Raw genomic sequence first — 14,337 nt, 5'->3', positions numbered from 1 at the left:
TAATGAAAGCCATGCGTCGTCAATCGCTCACCCGGGCGATCCAGTTGTCCTTGTTGTTGTCCCTGCCGGGCCTCGCGGCCGCGCAGGAGACCACGCCGGCCCCGCAGGGTTCGGCCACCACGCTCGACACCGTCACGGTGACGGGTTCGCGCATCAAGCAGACCAATGCGGTCACCGCCCAGCCGGTGTTCGTGCTGGACAGGGCGAAGATCGACCAGACCGGCCTCCAGACCGTGGGCGACCTGCTCCAGCAGATGACCTCCAGCGGCAAGGCGCTCAACGCCAAGTTCAATTCCTCCGGCAACTTCGGCTATCCGCCCGATGGCGGCGGCATCGGCGCCGGTTCCGCGCAGGTCGATCTGCGCAACCTGGGCTCGCAGCGCACGCTCGTGCTGGTCGATGGCGTCCGCTGGGTCAACGAGTCCTCCGCTTCCGGCGTGAGCGGCAGCGCCGACCTCAACACCATCCCGCTGGCCATCGTCGAACGCGTCGAAGTGCTGGAAGACGGTGCGTCGGCGATCTACGGTTCCGACGCCATCGCCGGCGTGATCAACATCATCACCCGCCGCAATTTCGACGGCGCCGAAGTGCATGCCTACTACGGCGAATACGAAGACGGCGGCGAAACGACCGAAGCCAGCCTCACGCTCGGCGGCAGCGGCGATCGCTGGTCGGCGGTGTTCACCGCCAGCTATTTCGAACAGCAGGAAATCAGCTCCGGTTCGTGGGAGCAGTCGGCCTTCCCGACGCCCGGCACCGGCGTGCGCGGCGGCAGCTCGGGCATTCCGCAGGGCCGCTTCTTCTTCTGCGACCCGACGCGTCCCGAAACGGGCGTGGGCGGTTGCGATGCCGACACCGAGAACTGGTACGACATCACCCTCAACGAGGGCACCACGACGCCGGTGTTCGATCCGGACAACCCGAACGGCGGCACGTTCAACTCGTTCGACGGAAGCGACCGCTTCAACTTCGCGCCGTACAACTTGCTGCTGACGCCGCAGAAGCGCAAGTCGATCTTCGCCAGCGTCTACTACGACATCACCGACAACACCCGTCTGCACGTCAAGGGCCTGTACAACAACCGCACCTCGACCAACCAGGCGGCGCCGGAGCCGATCTTCGTCGGTCCGGGCGCCGGCACCGGCGGCATCGCCGACACCATCAGCATCCACGCCGACAACCCGTTCAACCCGTTCGGCTACACGCTGGATGCGAACTCGAACTTCCTGGTCGCCACGCGTCGTCCGGTCGAAGTCGGCCCGCGCATCTTCAACCAGGACGTGGACACGGTGTACTTCAACACCGGCCTGGACGGCACGTTCACCGTCGGCAACCGCAGTTTCGGCTGGGATTTCAACTACGCCTACGCCGACAACAAGGCCACGCAGGAATTCCTCAACGGCTACAACGTCGCCAAACTCAAGCTCGCGCTGGGCGATCCGGCGATCTGCGCACAGGTGGCCGGCTGCGTGCCGCTGGACATCTTCGGCGGCCAGGGCCGTCCGATGACGCAGGAGATGATCGATTACATCCGCACGCGCCAGATCGACTCCTCGCAGCAGAAGCTCGACCTGTACTCGGCGAACATCACCGGCGACATGTTCGACATCGGCGATCGCACCGCGGGCTTCGCGGCGGGCGTCGAACATCGTCGTTATCGCGGCGACTTCAACCCCGATCCGCTGCGCCAGAGCGGCGAGTCTCAGGACTCCTTCGCCGCACCGGTGTCCGCGTCGTACGACGTGGACGAGATCTACGCGGAATTCAGCTTCCCGGTGCTCTCGACCCTGGACCTGAGCGCGGCCGTGCGTTACTCGGATTACTCGACCTTCGGCGGCACCACGACCGGCAAGGCCGGTTTCCGCTGGCAGCCGATCGAGGACCTGGTGATCCGCGGCACCTACTCGCAGGGCTTCCGCGCGCCGAACCTCGGCGAGCTGTATGGCCTCACGCAGTTCGGCGCGACGCTGGTCGATCCCTGCGGTTCCACCGGCAGCCCCGGTCCGGCCGATCCGTCGTTCGCGGCGGGCTGCGCGGCGCAGGGCGCGCCGCCGAACTTCGAGCAGGCCAACACGCAGATCACCACCTTCACCGGTGGCAACCCGAACCTGCAGCCGGAGGAATCCGACAGCTACACGTTCGGCGTGGTGTACGCACCGGGCTGGGCATCGGGCCAGTCGTGGTCGGATCGCCTGGACTTCGAAGTGGGTTACTACAACCACGAAATCGATGATGCGATCCAGGCACGCGACATCCAGGCGCTGCTGGAAACCTGCCTGCGCGAAGGCGGCGTCGGCTCGATCAACTGCACGCCGTTCTCGCGCGGTGCCGGCGGCAACCTCAACCCGCCGGAGAACTTCCTCGACAACCTGGGCCGCATCAAGACCGACGGCGTCGACTTCAAGGTCAACTGGGTCGGTCCGGAATGGGGCTGGGGCCGCCTGAGCGCGTCGCTGCAGTCGACGTACGTCAACGACTACGAGGCCGTGGACGTGGACGGCAACCGCTCGCAGCGCGAGGTCGGCATCGAGGTCAACGACAGCGCGATCCCGGAATGGCAGACCAACCTGCAGACGAACTGGACGCTGCAGGACTTCAACGTGGGCTGGACGATCCGCTACATCTCGTCGGTGGACGAGCTGTGCTCGAACGTGCCGGTGGACGAGGCGCCGGGCTGCATGGGCGGCGCGGAGTTCAACACGCTGGGCTCGACGACGTACCACGACCTGCAGTTCAACTGGAGCAACGCGGGCGTGGAGAACCTCAAGTTCACCGTCGGCGTGAACAACGTCTTCGGCAAGGAGCCGCCGGTGTGCCTGACCTGCTCGCTCAACGGTTACGACGCGGGCACGTACGACCTGCCGGGCGCGTTCTGGTACGTCAGCGCGGACTATCGCTTCTGACGGGACTGATCGGCTGATCGCGGGTTCGCGGTCGGCCGGTCATCGAGGTGTGGAAACGGAACGGCCGGTGGTTCGCCATCGGCCGTTTCGGTTTGCTGTTGCTCTTGCCCGTCATCCCGGCCTTCGCCGCGATGACGAGCTTGTTGGGAAGGCGATGCTGCTTTTGCAGCCCGGGTAAACGAAGCGCACCCGGGGCTTTTCGCGCGGTGAACCCGGGTGCGCTTCGCTTACCCAGCTGCAAGAACCAGGCAACAGCAAATGGGTTCCAGCTTTCGCTGGAATGACGGGTGAGGTGGTTTCCAGCAAAAACAAAAACGGCCAATGCTTTCGTCATCGGCCGCCTCAGGTCATACGCTGCCCGCGAAGATCACCGCAGCGCCGCATCCGGCACATGCAGGTCGATCGACAACGCCAGGTGGTCCGACGCTGCCGCGGGACGCGCGCGCGCATTCGACGTCTTCAGCCCATCGCCCACCAGGATGTGGTCGATCGCGCGCTGCGGGCGCCAGCTCGGGAAGGTGAAGACTTCGCCCTCCGGCAGTTGCAGTCGCGTGTTGCGGAACAACGCGCGCATTTCCGGGCGATCGATGGAGCAATTGAAATCGCCCATCAGCACCGCGTTGGGATGGTCGTGCAGCAGTTCGGCGATGAAGCCCAGCTGCGCGGCGCGCGAGTTGGCGCCGAGCGAGAGATGCGCCACCGCGACCAGCAATCCCTTGTCGCCCTCGCCGTAGCGGGCGAGCAGCACGCCGCGCCCGGCGATGCGGCCGGGCAGGGCGTGGTCGATGACTTCCTTCGGTTCCAGCCGGCTCAGCAGGCCATTCGCGCTGGAGGCCACGCCGCCGACGCGCCGGTTCGGCTGGTGGCTCCAGTAATCGAAGCCGGCGCGCTGGGCGAGGTAATGCGTCTGGTTGGTGAAACCCGACCGCAGGCTGCCCGGATCGCTTTCGTTGAGGCCGACGATGTCGTGCTCGCCGGCCAGCTGCGCGATCGCGTCCAGGCTGTTGCGCTTGCCCGCCGGCAGGACGTGGGACCAGCTGCGCGCGACGTAATCGTGGTAGCCGCGCGTGCTGGACCCCGCCTGGATGTTCGCGCTGAGCAGGCGCAGCCGGCGGGTATCCATTCGATCGTGGTGCGCTTACTGCGCTGCGGTCGCGCCGCCGGCCTTCGCGCGCTCCTGCGCGACCAGGTGGTCGGCGATGCGCAGCGTGTCCTCGAAGCCCTTGCCGGTGATGCGGTACTTGCCGTTGATCACCATCGTCGGCGTCGAATCCACGCCGCTGCGCGCGATGAACTGGCCGGCGCGCTTCATCTTCGCGTCGATGGCGAAGCTCGACATCGTGCTGGCGAACTGCTTCGCGTCGACGCCGTACTTGCCGTAGAAGGCGCCGATCTGCTCGTTGGTCGGCAGCGGCTGCACCGGCAGCGTGCGGTCGACGTGGATTGCGTTGAACACCGCTTGGTGCGTCTTGTCGAGCACGCCCATGGTCTGCGCGGTGTAGAACGCCTTCGCGTACGGCTCCCAGTAGCCGCCGAACGGCGCGGCGAGGGCGATGAACTTCACGTCGGCCGGCTGCTTGGCCTTCCACGACTCGACCAGCGGCTCGAAGTGGGCGCAGTGCGGGCAGGTGTAGCCGAACACCTCGACGACCTCGATCTTGCCGCCGGTGGGTTCGTACGGCTGGCCCCCGGCGACTTCGACGTAATCGGTGCCGGCCACGGGCGCCGGGCCCTGCGGCGGCGTGGCCGCGGCGGCGGGTGCGGGCGTGGCGGCCGGAGCCGCGGCGGTTTCGGCCGGAGCGGCGGGCGCCGGAGCCGGCGCGGTTTCGGCAGCCGGCGCGGTGGGCGCGGCCGGGGCGGCGGTCTCGGCCGGGGCCGGGGCCTGCTTGGAGCAGGCGGACAGGGCCAGCAGTCCGGTCAGGACCACGGCGAGATGGGGCAGACGCGAATTCATGCAGACAATCTCCGCAAAGGTCGGGAAAGCATGGGCCGGCGCGATGTCGGGCCGGCAGGGCACAGGCAAGAATACCGGCCACGCGCGGCCGGCGACACACGGCTCAGCGCGTCTTGCCCTCGTGTTCACGCGCGACGAGCTGGTCGGCGATGCGCAGCACGTCGTCGAAGTCATGGCCGATGACGCGATAACGCCCGTTGACCACCAGCGTCGGCGTGCCTTCCACGCCGCTGCGGCGGATGAACTGCCCGGCCTTCTCGACCCGCTGGGCGACGTCGACGCCGTCGTAGGCGGCCTGGAACTTCGCGGGATCCACGCCGTAGCGCGCGTAGAACGGCGCGATCTCGCCCGGCGTGGCGTTGCGCAGCGGCAGCGTGCCGTCGGTGTGCAGGGCCTGGAACATCGCCTCATGGGTCGTCCCGGCCACGCCCAGCACCTGCGCGGCGTAGTAGGCCTGCGCGTACGGCTGCCAGGAGCCGCCGAACGGCGCCGCCATCGGAATGAAGTTCACCGTCGAGGCGTTCTTCCGGGCCCAGGCCGAGACCTTCGGCTGGAATTGCGCGCAGTGGATGCAGGTGTAGCCGAACACCTCGACTACCTCGACCTTGCCCTTCACCGGCGCGAACGGCGTGCCGCCTTCGATCACTTCGTAATCGGTGCCTTCGACCAGGGCGGCCTGCGGCGTGGCCGCGAGCGCGGCGAGCGGGAGCAGGGCGAGCAGGACGAGCGAGCGGAGCAGCGGTCGGCGGGTCATCGGCGTTCTCGAAAAGGTGGGGCCGGAAACGAAAGCGCCGACCGTGTAGCCACGGCCGGCGCAACAGACAACTCTGGAGTACCGCCTGGGACCACGGTCACCGGCGGAAGTTCACCGGCTCAGGAACCGGTCGCCGGCTCGGCCGGCTGCTCCGTGGGTGCCGGAGCCGGAGCCGGCGCGGCTGCCGGCGCGGCCGGTGCGGTGGCGACGGCCACGTCGTCGCGGCTCGGGTGCAGGCCCTGCAGGTAGCTCGACAGCGAACCGATTTCCTCGTCGGTCAGCTGCTTGGCGACGGCGGCCATGATGTTGAACAGGTGCGCGTCGCGCTGCACGGTCGTGCCGGCGCGGTATTCCTCCAGGCGGCGCTGTGTGTACGGCGCCTGCTGGCCGGCGATGTGCGGGTAGGCCGGACCGGGGTTGCCGGCGCCGTCCGGGCCGTGGCACGCCATGCACGCCGGGATGCCGCGCGCCGCGTCGCCCGAGCGGAACAGCTGCTGGCCGATCTCGAAGTACTTCTTGCCGGCGTTCGGGCCGGTGGCCACGGCGGTGTCGTCGGCGACGCCGGCGCCGGCCTTCTGCGTGGCGAAGTACGCGCCGACGTCGCGCGCGTCCTGGGCCGACAGCGCGTCGGCGAAGGGCTTCATCACCGCGGCCATGCCGGTGTTGCGCTCGCCGGTCTTGAACAGCGCGATCTGGTGCGCGATGTAGCGCTCGCTCTGGCCGGCCAGGCGCGGGTACTGCGGATCGGTCGGGTTGCCGTCCAGGCCATGGCACGCGGCGCAGGTGCCGGCCTTGGTCGCGCCGGCCTTCGCATCGCCCCACACGGTCTTTTCCGGCGCGGTGTTCAGCGGTGCCTGCTCGACCGGCGCGTTGTTCGGAACCGGGGTGACGGTGGTCTGGGCATAGGCGACGGCGGCGGCCGCGAGTGCGACGATGCCGACGATGCCGAGGACGCGGGCTTGGCTCATGTAGCTGGGCTCCGAAACACAGATGAGGCGAACCGCCGGGCGGACGCCGGAACCGCGGAATTATCGTCGGCGCTCCGGGGGCGGTCAACGCGCACGCCGTGCCGAAACCGGCCGCAGTCCGCGGTTTGGCGGGACCGCGGCCCGATTTCGCGTCGTTGGCGCGGGCTTGCGGCGGCTTCGCGCGTCGCCCGTGCGATCCTTGTGCGATGGCCAATCCCTTCGTCCGCGCCCGCTACCTGCTGTCGGCGCACACGCACAAGCAGCTCCCGCCCGATGGCGGCTTCGAGGTCGCCTTCGCCGGCCGCTCCAACGCGGGCAAGTCCAGCGCGCTCAACGCGCTGTGCCAGCAGAACGCGCTCGCCCGGGTATCCAAGACGCCCGGGCGCACGCAGCAACTGGTGTTCTTCGACATGACGCCGCCCGAGATGGACCCGCCGCGTTACCTCGTCGACCTGCCCGGCTACGGCTACGCGAAGGTCCCGCAGGACCTGCAGGCGCACTGGCAGGCCTTCATCGACCAGTACTTCCGCACGCGCGAGGCGCTGAAGGGCCTGGTGGTGGTGATGGACATCCGCCATCCGCTCAAGGAATACGACCGCCAGATGCTCGGCTACGCGGTCGAGCGCGGCCTTCCGGCGCATGCGCTGCTGACCAAGGCGGACAAGCTCGGTCGCGGGCAGCAGTCGCAGGCGCTTCTGGCGGTGAAGAAGGAACTGTTCAGCGCGTTCGGCAACACGGTCAGCGTGCAGGCGTTCTCGGGCGAGTCGAAGCAGGGCGTGGACGAGGCGCGGGCGGTCGTGGCGGGGTGGCTGGGGTTGTAGCGGTTGCGTTTCCGGCGGTGATACACCTCAGCGTCATTCCAGCGGAGGCTGGGCCCCATTTGCCCAGCGCTCACTGACGCACATCCTGGGCGGCTCCCTTGGGGGCGCGATGGGCTGTTCGAGAACAGCAACGGCAAAAAGCTCTTGTAGCCCGGGTAAGCGAAGCGCACCCGGGTTGGAGGAGCGATCGCGCCCCGGGTGCGCTTCGCTTACCCGAGCTACAAAGACAACAACCACGGCAAATGGGTTCCGGCTTTCGCTGGAATGACGGTGATCTGGTTCGCCGGTAACGGAGTGCCCGAGTGTTGCGGGCCTGGATCCCGGCCTTCACCGGGATGACGTGGTTCCGGCACCGGGGAGCAGAGGCGCCCCAAAAAACAAACCCCCGCCGACTCGCATCGGCGGGGGTCGCAAGCACCGCGGGAGGCGGCCTAGAACTTGTAGTTCACGCCGACCAGGTAGGTGCGGCCCCACTCGATGTATTCCAGCGGACGATCCTTCGTGCCCGCATACGTCTGGTACGGCGAGTTGGTCAGGTTGCTCGCCTCGAACAGCAGCGTCAGGCCCGCGAGCGAGCTCGCCTCACCGAACGTGTAGCTCACCTGCGCGTCCAGCTGGTCCTCGCCCACCACGTAGCGCAGCGTGCGGTTGCCGTCGAAGTTGCCGATCTCGCCGATGAAGTCCGAACGCTTGCGCTGGCTCACGCGCGCCTCGAAGCCCGCGCGCTCGTAGTACGCGGTGAAGTTGTACACCTCGTCCGACAGGCCCGGCAGGCTGATCGGATCGGTGCCCACGCTGCTCGCGCTTTCCGGATCGAGGATCTCGATGTCGCTGTCGTTGAAGCTCGCGCTGGCGACGATGCCGAAGCCTTCCAGCGGCGCCCACAGCATGTCCAGCGGAATCGACGCGCTCAGCTCGATGCCCTGCAGCTTCCCGCCCTGTCCGTTGTACGGCGCGGTGAAGTTGCCGGTCGTCTGCGCCGGCGGCGAACCTTCCGGCGGCACGTAATCGGCCACGAACGACGAGAAGTCGAAGCTGTCGTTGGTCTGCGTGTAGATGTAGCTGCGCAGGTCCTTGTAGAAGTACGCCGCCGCGACGTACGCCTTGGTGCCGAAGTACTTCTCGTACGAGACGTCGAACGCGTTGGCGCGCCACGGATCCAGTTCCGGATTGCCGCCGCTCGCGCCCGGGCGACCGGTGGCGGTATCCACGCCGAATTCCAGCGACGCACGCAGCTGGTCCACGCGCGGACGCGCGACCTGGCGAGCCAGCGCGAAACGCAGCGTCTGGTCGTGCGGGAACAGGAACGCCAGGTTCATGCTCGGCAGGTAGTCGGTGTAGGTCTTGCCGTTCTCGTACGGCTGCACCTCGTTGCCTGCCGGCTGCGTGGAGTCGAAGAAATTCGCGCGCGAGGACTGGTCCGCGTGCTGGATCTGCACGCCCACATTGCCGCGCACGCCGACCGAACCCCACTCGGTGTCGATGTTCGCCTTGATGTAGCCGGTGGTGAGCTTCTCGTCGACCGTCCACGCCTTCGGGATCAGGTACGACAGGTTGTCGACCGGCTCGAAGCTCATGTAGCGCGCGACGGCGCCCGGCACGTTCCACGCCGGGATGTAGCCCATGCCCGCGAAGCCGAGGTTCACCAGTCCGTACTGCAGGTCGCGTCCGATCGCGATGTCGCCCTGCGCGCCGAGGTTGATGTTGCCTTCCGGCTGGGTCTTCTGCTTCTCGCGGTCGGCGTAGTTCAGGCCGACGTCGATGTCGGACAGGAAACCGCTCGCGAACTGCGGCGCCGGCAGCGAGGCCGCCAGCGTGTAGGTCTTCAGCTCGTCCTCCACGCGCGGCACCTTGCCGTAGCCGGAGCCGTAGATCGTGTTGGTGAGGAACAGCGTTTCCGGATTGGAGTAGTCGCGACCCGGCACCAGCCACGAGAAGCCGTTGCTGTTGTACGCAAGGCCGAGGTTGTCGAGCTGCGGCCTCGGGATCTGCTGCGTGTTGTTCTCCAGCAGCAGTTCCTCGCGCTCGGCGCGCGACCAGCCGATGTCGGCCTTCACGCGCGCCAGGCCCACGTTGAAGTCGTTCGCCCAGCCGAACGCGTCGATCTTGTCCTCGCGCTTGCGGTACATGCCGCGCACCAGCGGATAGACGTTCATCGCCGTGCCGCCGGTGAACGTGCCGTCGCTGTTCACCTGCGGATTGACCATCACCGGCACCGGATCGAAGCCGCCGTTGTAACCCGACAGGTTCACCTCGAACTGGTTCGCCGTGTCTTCCTGGTCGGCCTGCGTGTGGAACAGGTCGAGCGTGCTGGTCCAGTCGTTCGACGGACGGTACTGCAGCGTCGCCATCACCGCGTCGCGCTCGATCTCGCCGGTGCGGCGCAGCGCCTTGATGCCGTCGGCGAAGAACGTGCCTTCCGGCACGCCGTTGCGGAAGCGGTCGCCGTCCGGGCCGGTCGTCGCGCTCCACGGCTCGTACAGGCCGACCTGGTTCTCCTGGATCGGCAGTTCGGTATGCGAATAACCGATCGAGAAGCCCAGCGTGCGATCCATGAACTGGCCGATGTAGCTGGCGTTGATGCGATTGCCGTCGCCGTCGGCGTTGGCGGCGTCGCCCAGCGAATTGCGCTGGTAGCGGCCACTCACCGCGATCACCGGCTTGTCGTAGTCCAGCGGACGCACGGTGCGCATGTCGATCGTGCCCGACAGGCCCTGGCCGACGAGGCCGGCATCGGGCGTCTTGTACACGGTCACGCCGCTCATCAGCTCGGCGGGATACTGGTCGAACTCGACGCTGCGGTTGTCGCCGGTGGAGACCATCTCGCGGCCGTTGAGCAGCGTGGTGGCGAAGTCCGGCGAGAGGCCGCGCACGCTGATCACCTGCGCGCGACCGCCCACGCGCTGCGCGGACAGGCCGGGCAGTCGGGCGATGGATTCGGCGATGCTCACGTCGGGCAGCTTGCCGATGTCCTCGGCGGACACCGCTTCGACGATGGACGTCGATTCCTTCTTGGTGTCGATCGAGGTCTCGATGCCGGCGCGGATGCCGGTGACGACGACCGAGTCGAGCGTCCTGGTTTCATCGGTCCGCGACGGCTCGCCTTCCGGCGCCTGCGTGGCGACCTGTGCCTGCGCGCCGGCGGCGACGAGCATCGTTGCCGATGCGAGCGCCACGCTCAGCAGATTGCGCTTGAGTTGCATCTCCCCTCCCACTGGTTCGATTCTGAAATCGGGTTCTAGTCGTTGTGTGTCGGCCCGCGTACGTCGCGACCACGTCGCGCTCGCCGGAACCCGCGCCCGAATCGGCAAAAGAAAACCGCTCAGGACGTAGCGGCGATGGTAGTTCGGCGCATCGCCGCACAAATTCCTTTGCATACGTATTCATCGCCCGCGGCAGCGGCGAAAGGCGCGTGCAAGCGTTTTCCCGGCGCACGGGGCAACCGCCCGCGCATGCGCGGGAGCGGTGGTTCGCGCCGGTCCTTCAGCGCCCGAGGAGGAACTGCAGCGGTACGTCGAGGCGATCGCGCCAGGCGCGTTCGTTGTGTTCGGCGCCGGCGAATTCGCGGCTCATGAACTGGCGCCCCTCGCGCCAGCCGGCCTCGCGCAGCACGGCGTCCATGCGCTGCTGGTACGGCGCGTAGGTCGCGTCGAGCGTCGCCGTGCCGTGGTCGAAGTAGAAGCGATGCGTGCGCCGCGCGGGCAGGTGCGCGGCCAGGTAGTCGATGACCGAGCCGTCGTTCGCGGGCCAGTGGGTGGAGAGCCCGCCTGCCGCGCCGAACACGTCGGGATACTCGCTCATCGCGTACGCCGAGATCAGGCCGCCCATGCTCGAGCCCATCGTCAGCGTGTCCTCGCGTGCGGGCTTCGTGCGGTACGTCGCGTCGATCGCGGGTTTCAGTTCCTCGACGATGAAGCGCAGGTAGCCGTCCGAGAGCAGTTGCGCGCGCTGTTCAGGCGGCACGGCCTCCGCCGGCATGTACTCGCTGCCACGCAGCGGCGTGTTGGAAATGCCGACCACGATCGCCTCGCGCACGCGGCCGGCGGCGATCAGTTTCGCCATCGTGCCGTCGACGTCCCAGTCGATACCCGTATACGCCAGCGCCGGATCGAACAGGTTCTGGCCATCGTGCATGTACAGCACGGGGTACCGCCGCTGCGGATGCGATGCGTACGACGGCGGCAGCCACACGTCGACATTGCGCGCGGGCACGAAGGCGGACGGCACGTCCTGGTAGCTGTCGACGCGACCGGTCGCCTGCACGGCGGGCGCATTCACCGCGTACGCCCAGCGCAGGAACACCGGCAGCATCCGCGCCCATGCGGCCTGTTCATGCCGGCCGTCCTGCAGCAGGTAGAGCGATGCGTCGGCGCGCGTCGGCTTCGTGGCGTAGTCGGGATTGATGCTGTAGCCGAGCTGCTTCAGGCCCTTCGTGCCGCCGGCATCGGCGTTCCAGCCTTCGAGCATGTCGCGCGTGTCGTCCACGGCGTCGTCGATGCCGTCGCCGTCGCGATCGCTCGCTTCCTCCGCCGTGCCCACCGCGAAGAACCAGCGCGCGCCATTGCGCGGCTCGCTCACGTCGACCATGTGCTGGGCCATGCGCGTGCGCTGCATGCTGGCGTCGTCGGTCGTGTCCGACGCGGGCCAGAACGACGGCGAGAACGCACCCACGCGCCCGAAGATCTCCGGGTACTGCCAGCCCAGGTTGAACGCATTCAGCGCGCCCAGCGACCAGCCCAGGATCGCGCGCGCGTCGGGCGTGGTGCGCGTGCGGTAGCGCGCGTCGATCGCCGGCACCAGCGTGCGCACGAGCCATTCGGAATACGCGTGCGCGTTCGTGCCGATGCCGCCGTGGCGCGTCTTCGCGACGAGGTTCGCGCCGACCTTGCGATCGGACAACCCGTAGGCGCCCATCCGGTCGGGCGGCATGTCGATGGCGACGACGATCGGCGCACGGATCGCGCCGCTTCCAATCAGTTGCTGCAGCGTTTCGCGCAGGCGGACCGCTTCGCGATCCTGCCCGTCGTTGACGTACAGCACGGGATAGCGCCGCTTCCCGTCCGCGTAATCCGGCGGCAGATAGACCGTGGTCTTCATGCCATCGGGCGCGAAGGAGGCGGCGGCGGGCGCGAACGTTTCGACGACCAAATCGCCGCGCACCGGTTCGGGCGACAACGGCTCCACCGCCATGGCGGCCTGCGCGAACGACAGCGCGCACGCGACGCAGACGGCGAGGAGGCGATTGCGATTCCGGAGGCTGGTCATCCTGCGTTCTCCCGTCGCGTCGCGTTCGTGGTCAGCCCACTCGCGCGTAGAACACGCCGCGCGGCGGCAGGCGCAGCGTGCGCCCGTGCAGTTCGCCGGCGCGCAGGCCATGGTCGGCGAGCGGCGTCGCCGTTCCGAATGCCGTGGGTATGTCCCACTTCTGCGGAGTCGCCGAGAGGTTGAACACGACCAGCAGCGACTCGCCGCCGCTGCGTCGGGTGAACGCGAGCACCGGTTCGTCCGCGTCGAGGAAGGCGATGTCGCCCGTCACCAGCGCCGGATGCGCCTTGCGCCAGCGCAGCAGGTGGCGCACGCCGTTGAGCACCGAATCGGCGCGTGCATCCTGCGCGGCGACGCTGAGTTCGCCGTGTTCGGCCGGCACCGGCAGCCACGGGCGCGCGCCGCTGAAGCCGCCGTTCGCCTCGCCGTTCCACGGCATCGGCGTGCGGCATCCGTCGCGGCCCTTGAAGGTCGGCCAGAACGTGATGCCGTAGGGATCCTGCAGCGCTTCGAACGGCACGTCCGCTTCGGTCAGGCCGAGTTCCTCGCCCTGGTACAGGCACACCGAACCGCGCAGCGAGCACACCAGCGCGACGAGCTGCTGCGCGAGCGCGGCGTCGTACGCACCGCCGGCGTTCCAGCGCGTCACCGCGCGCTGCACGTCGTGGTTGGAGATCGCCCAGCACGGCCAGCCGTCGCGCATCTTCGCTTCGAGGTTCTCGACCGTGCCGCGGATGTAGGCCGCGCTGGAATCGTCGGTCAGCAGCTCGAAGCTGTAGCCCATGTGCAGGCGGCGTTCGTTGACGTACTCGGCCATCGTCGCCAGCGAGTCTTCCGAGGAAATCTCGCCGAGCGTGGTCGCGCCGGGATAACGATCGAGCAACGCGCGCAGTTCTTCCAGGAACGGGATGTTCTCCGGCTGCGTGTTGTTGTACCAGTGATACTGGAACGCGTACGGGTTGTCCGGGCTGAAGCCGCGACCGGTGCGCAGTTCCAGCGGTTTTGCCGGGTTGTCGCGCAGCTGCGTGTCGTGGAAGCAGAAGTTGATCGCGTCCAGGCGCAGGCCGTCCACGCCGCGGTCGAGCCAGAACTTCACGTTGTCCAGCGTCGCCTGCTGCACGGCGGGATTGTGGAAGTTCAGATCGGGCTGCGAGGCGAGGAAGTTGTGCAGGAAGTACTGTCCGCGCCGCGGTTCCCACTGCCACGCGACGCCGCCGAACAGCGACATCCAGTTGTTCGGCGGCGTGCCATCGGGCTTCGCGTCGGCCCACACGTACCAGTCGGCTTTCGGATTGTCGCGGCTCTCGCGGCTTTCCCTGAACCACGCGTGCTCGATCGAGGTGTGGCTGAGCACCTGGTCGATCATCACGCGGATGCCGAGCGAATGCGCCTTCGCGAGCAGACGGTCGAAGTCGTCGAGCGTGCCGAACAGCGGGTCGACGTCGCGGTAATCGGCGATGTCGTAGCCGAAATCGGCCATCGGCGACTTGAAGAAGGGCGAGATCCAGATCGCGTCCACGCCGAGGCTGGCGACGTAGTCCAGCCGCGCCTCGATGCCCGGCAGGTCGCCCACGCCGTCGCCGTTGGTGTCCAGGAAGCTGCGCGGGTAGATCTGGTAGATCACCGCGCCGCGCCACCATTCCGTTCGTGCGTTGCTGCCTTCCGCCATCTG

General features: G+C 67.9%; 10 protein-coding genes. 2 read left to right on the top strand and 8 right to left on the bottom strand.

The window, feature by feature from the left end; translation table 11 throughout:
• Positions 1-2: 2 nt before the first annotated feature.
• Positions 3-2,903 carry a TonB-dependent receptor plug domain-containing protein gene (locus tag AC3ANK_RS17395; RefSeq protein ID WP_206862379.1) on the top strand — a complete coding sequence of 967 codons (2,901 nt, stop codon included), beginning with the start codon at positions 3-5 and terminating at the stop codon, positions 2,901-2,903.
• On the opposite strand, the gene AC3ANK_RS17390 is transcribed toward AC3ANK_RS17395, so the two are convergent.
• The 5 genes from AC3ANK_RS17390 to AC3ANK_RS17370 form a co-directional block, all read right to left on the bottom strand.
• The gene (locus tag AC3ANK_RS17390) at positions 2,881-3,237 is read right to left on the bottom strand and encodes a hypothetical protein (RefSeq protein ID WP_206862378.1); all 357 of its coding nucleotides are present in this window, start codon (positions 3,235-3,237) and stop codon (positions 2,881-2,883) included. The genes AC3ANK_RS17395 and AC3ANK_RS17390 overlap by 23 nt on opposite strands.
• Before the next feature lie 33 nt (positions 3,238-3,270).
• Positions 3,271-4,026 (bottom strand): endonuclease/exonuclease/phosphatase family protein, encoded by a 756-nt coding sequence (locus AC3ANK_RS17385; RefSeq protein WP_206862377.1) that lies wholly within the window; start codon positions 4,024-4,026, stop codon positions 3,271-3,273.
• A 15-nt stretch (positions 4,027-4,041) separates the two neighbouring features.
• Positions 4,042-4,857, bottom strand: a complete 816-nt coding sequence (locus tag AC3ANK_RS17380; RefSeq protein ID WP_206862376.1) for a thiol:disulfide interchange protein DsbA/DsbL — start codon at positions 4,855-4,857, stop codon at positions 4,042-4,044.
• A 103-nt stretch (positions 4,858-4,960) separates the two neighbouring features.
• Entirely contained in the window at positions 4,961-5,611 is a 651-nt protein-coding gene (locus tag AC3ANK_RS17375) for a thiol:disulfide interchange protein DsbA/DsbL (RefSeq protein ID WP_206862375.1), read from the bottom strand.
• 119 nt (positions 5,612-5,730) lie between these two features.
• On the bottom strand, positions 5,731-6,579 hold the full coding sequence (locus AC3ANK_RS17370) for a c-type cytochrome (protein WP_206862374.1): 849 nt from the start codon (positions 6,577-6,579) through the stop codon (positions 5,731-5,733).
• Positions 6,580-6,785: 206 nt separating this feature from the next.
• On the opposite strand from AC3ANK_RS17370, the gene yihA reads away from it, so the two are divergent.
• Positions 6,786-7,400, top strand: a complete 615-nt coding sequence (gene yihA / locus AC3ANK_RS17365) for a ribosome biogenesis GTP-binding protein YihA/YsxC (RefSeq protein ID WP_206862373.1) — start codon at positions 6,786-6,788, stop codon at positions 7,398-7,400.
• A 431-nt stretch (positions 7,401-7,831) separates the two neighbouring features.
• Here yihA and AC3ANK_RS17360 read toward each other — a convergent pair whose 3' ends face one another.
• From AC3ANK_RS17360 to AC3ANK_RS17350, 3 genes are all read right to left on the bottom strand, one after another.
• On the bottom strand, positions 7,832-10,603 hold the full coding sequence (locus AC3ANK_RS17360) for a TonB-dependent receptor (RefSeq protein WP_206862372.1): 2,772 nt from the start codon (positions 10,601-10,603) through the stop codon (positions 7,832-7,834).
• Between the two features lie 280 nt (positions 10,604-10,883).
• Positions 10,884-12,665, bottom strand: a complete 1,782-nt coding sequence (locus tag AC3ANK_RS17355; protein ID WP_484171569.1) for an alpha/beta hydrolase-fold protein — start codon at positions 12,663-12,665, stop codon at positions 10,884-10,886.
• A 31-nt stretch (positions 12,666-12,696) separates the two neighbouring features.
• Positions 12,697-14,334 (bottom strand): alpha-glucosidase family protein, encoded by a 1,638-nt coding sequence (locus AC3ANK_RS17350; RefSeq protein WP_206862370.1) that lies wholly within the window; start codon positions 14,332-14,334, stop codon positions 12,697-12,699.
• Positions 14,335-14,337: the final 3 nt, after the last annotated feature.

The sequence above is a fragment of the Lysobacter sp. SCRH-1R genome (assembly GCF_057747855.1).
Note: the sequence above shows the minus strand (reverse complement) of the source record. Positions and strands in the feature narration are given on the sequence as shown.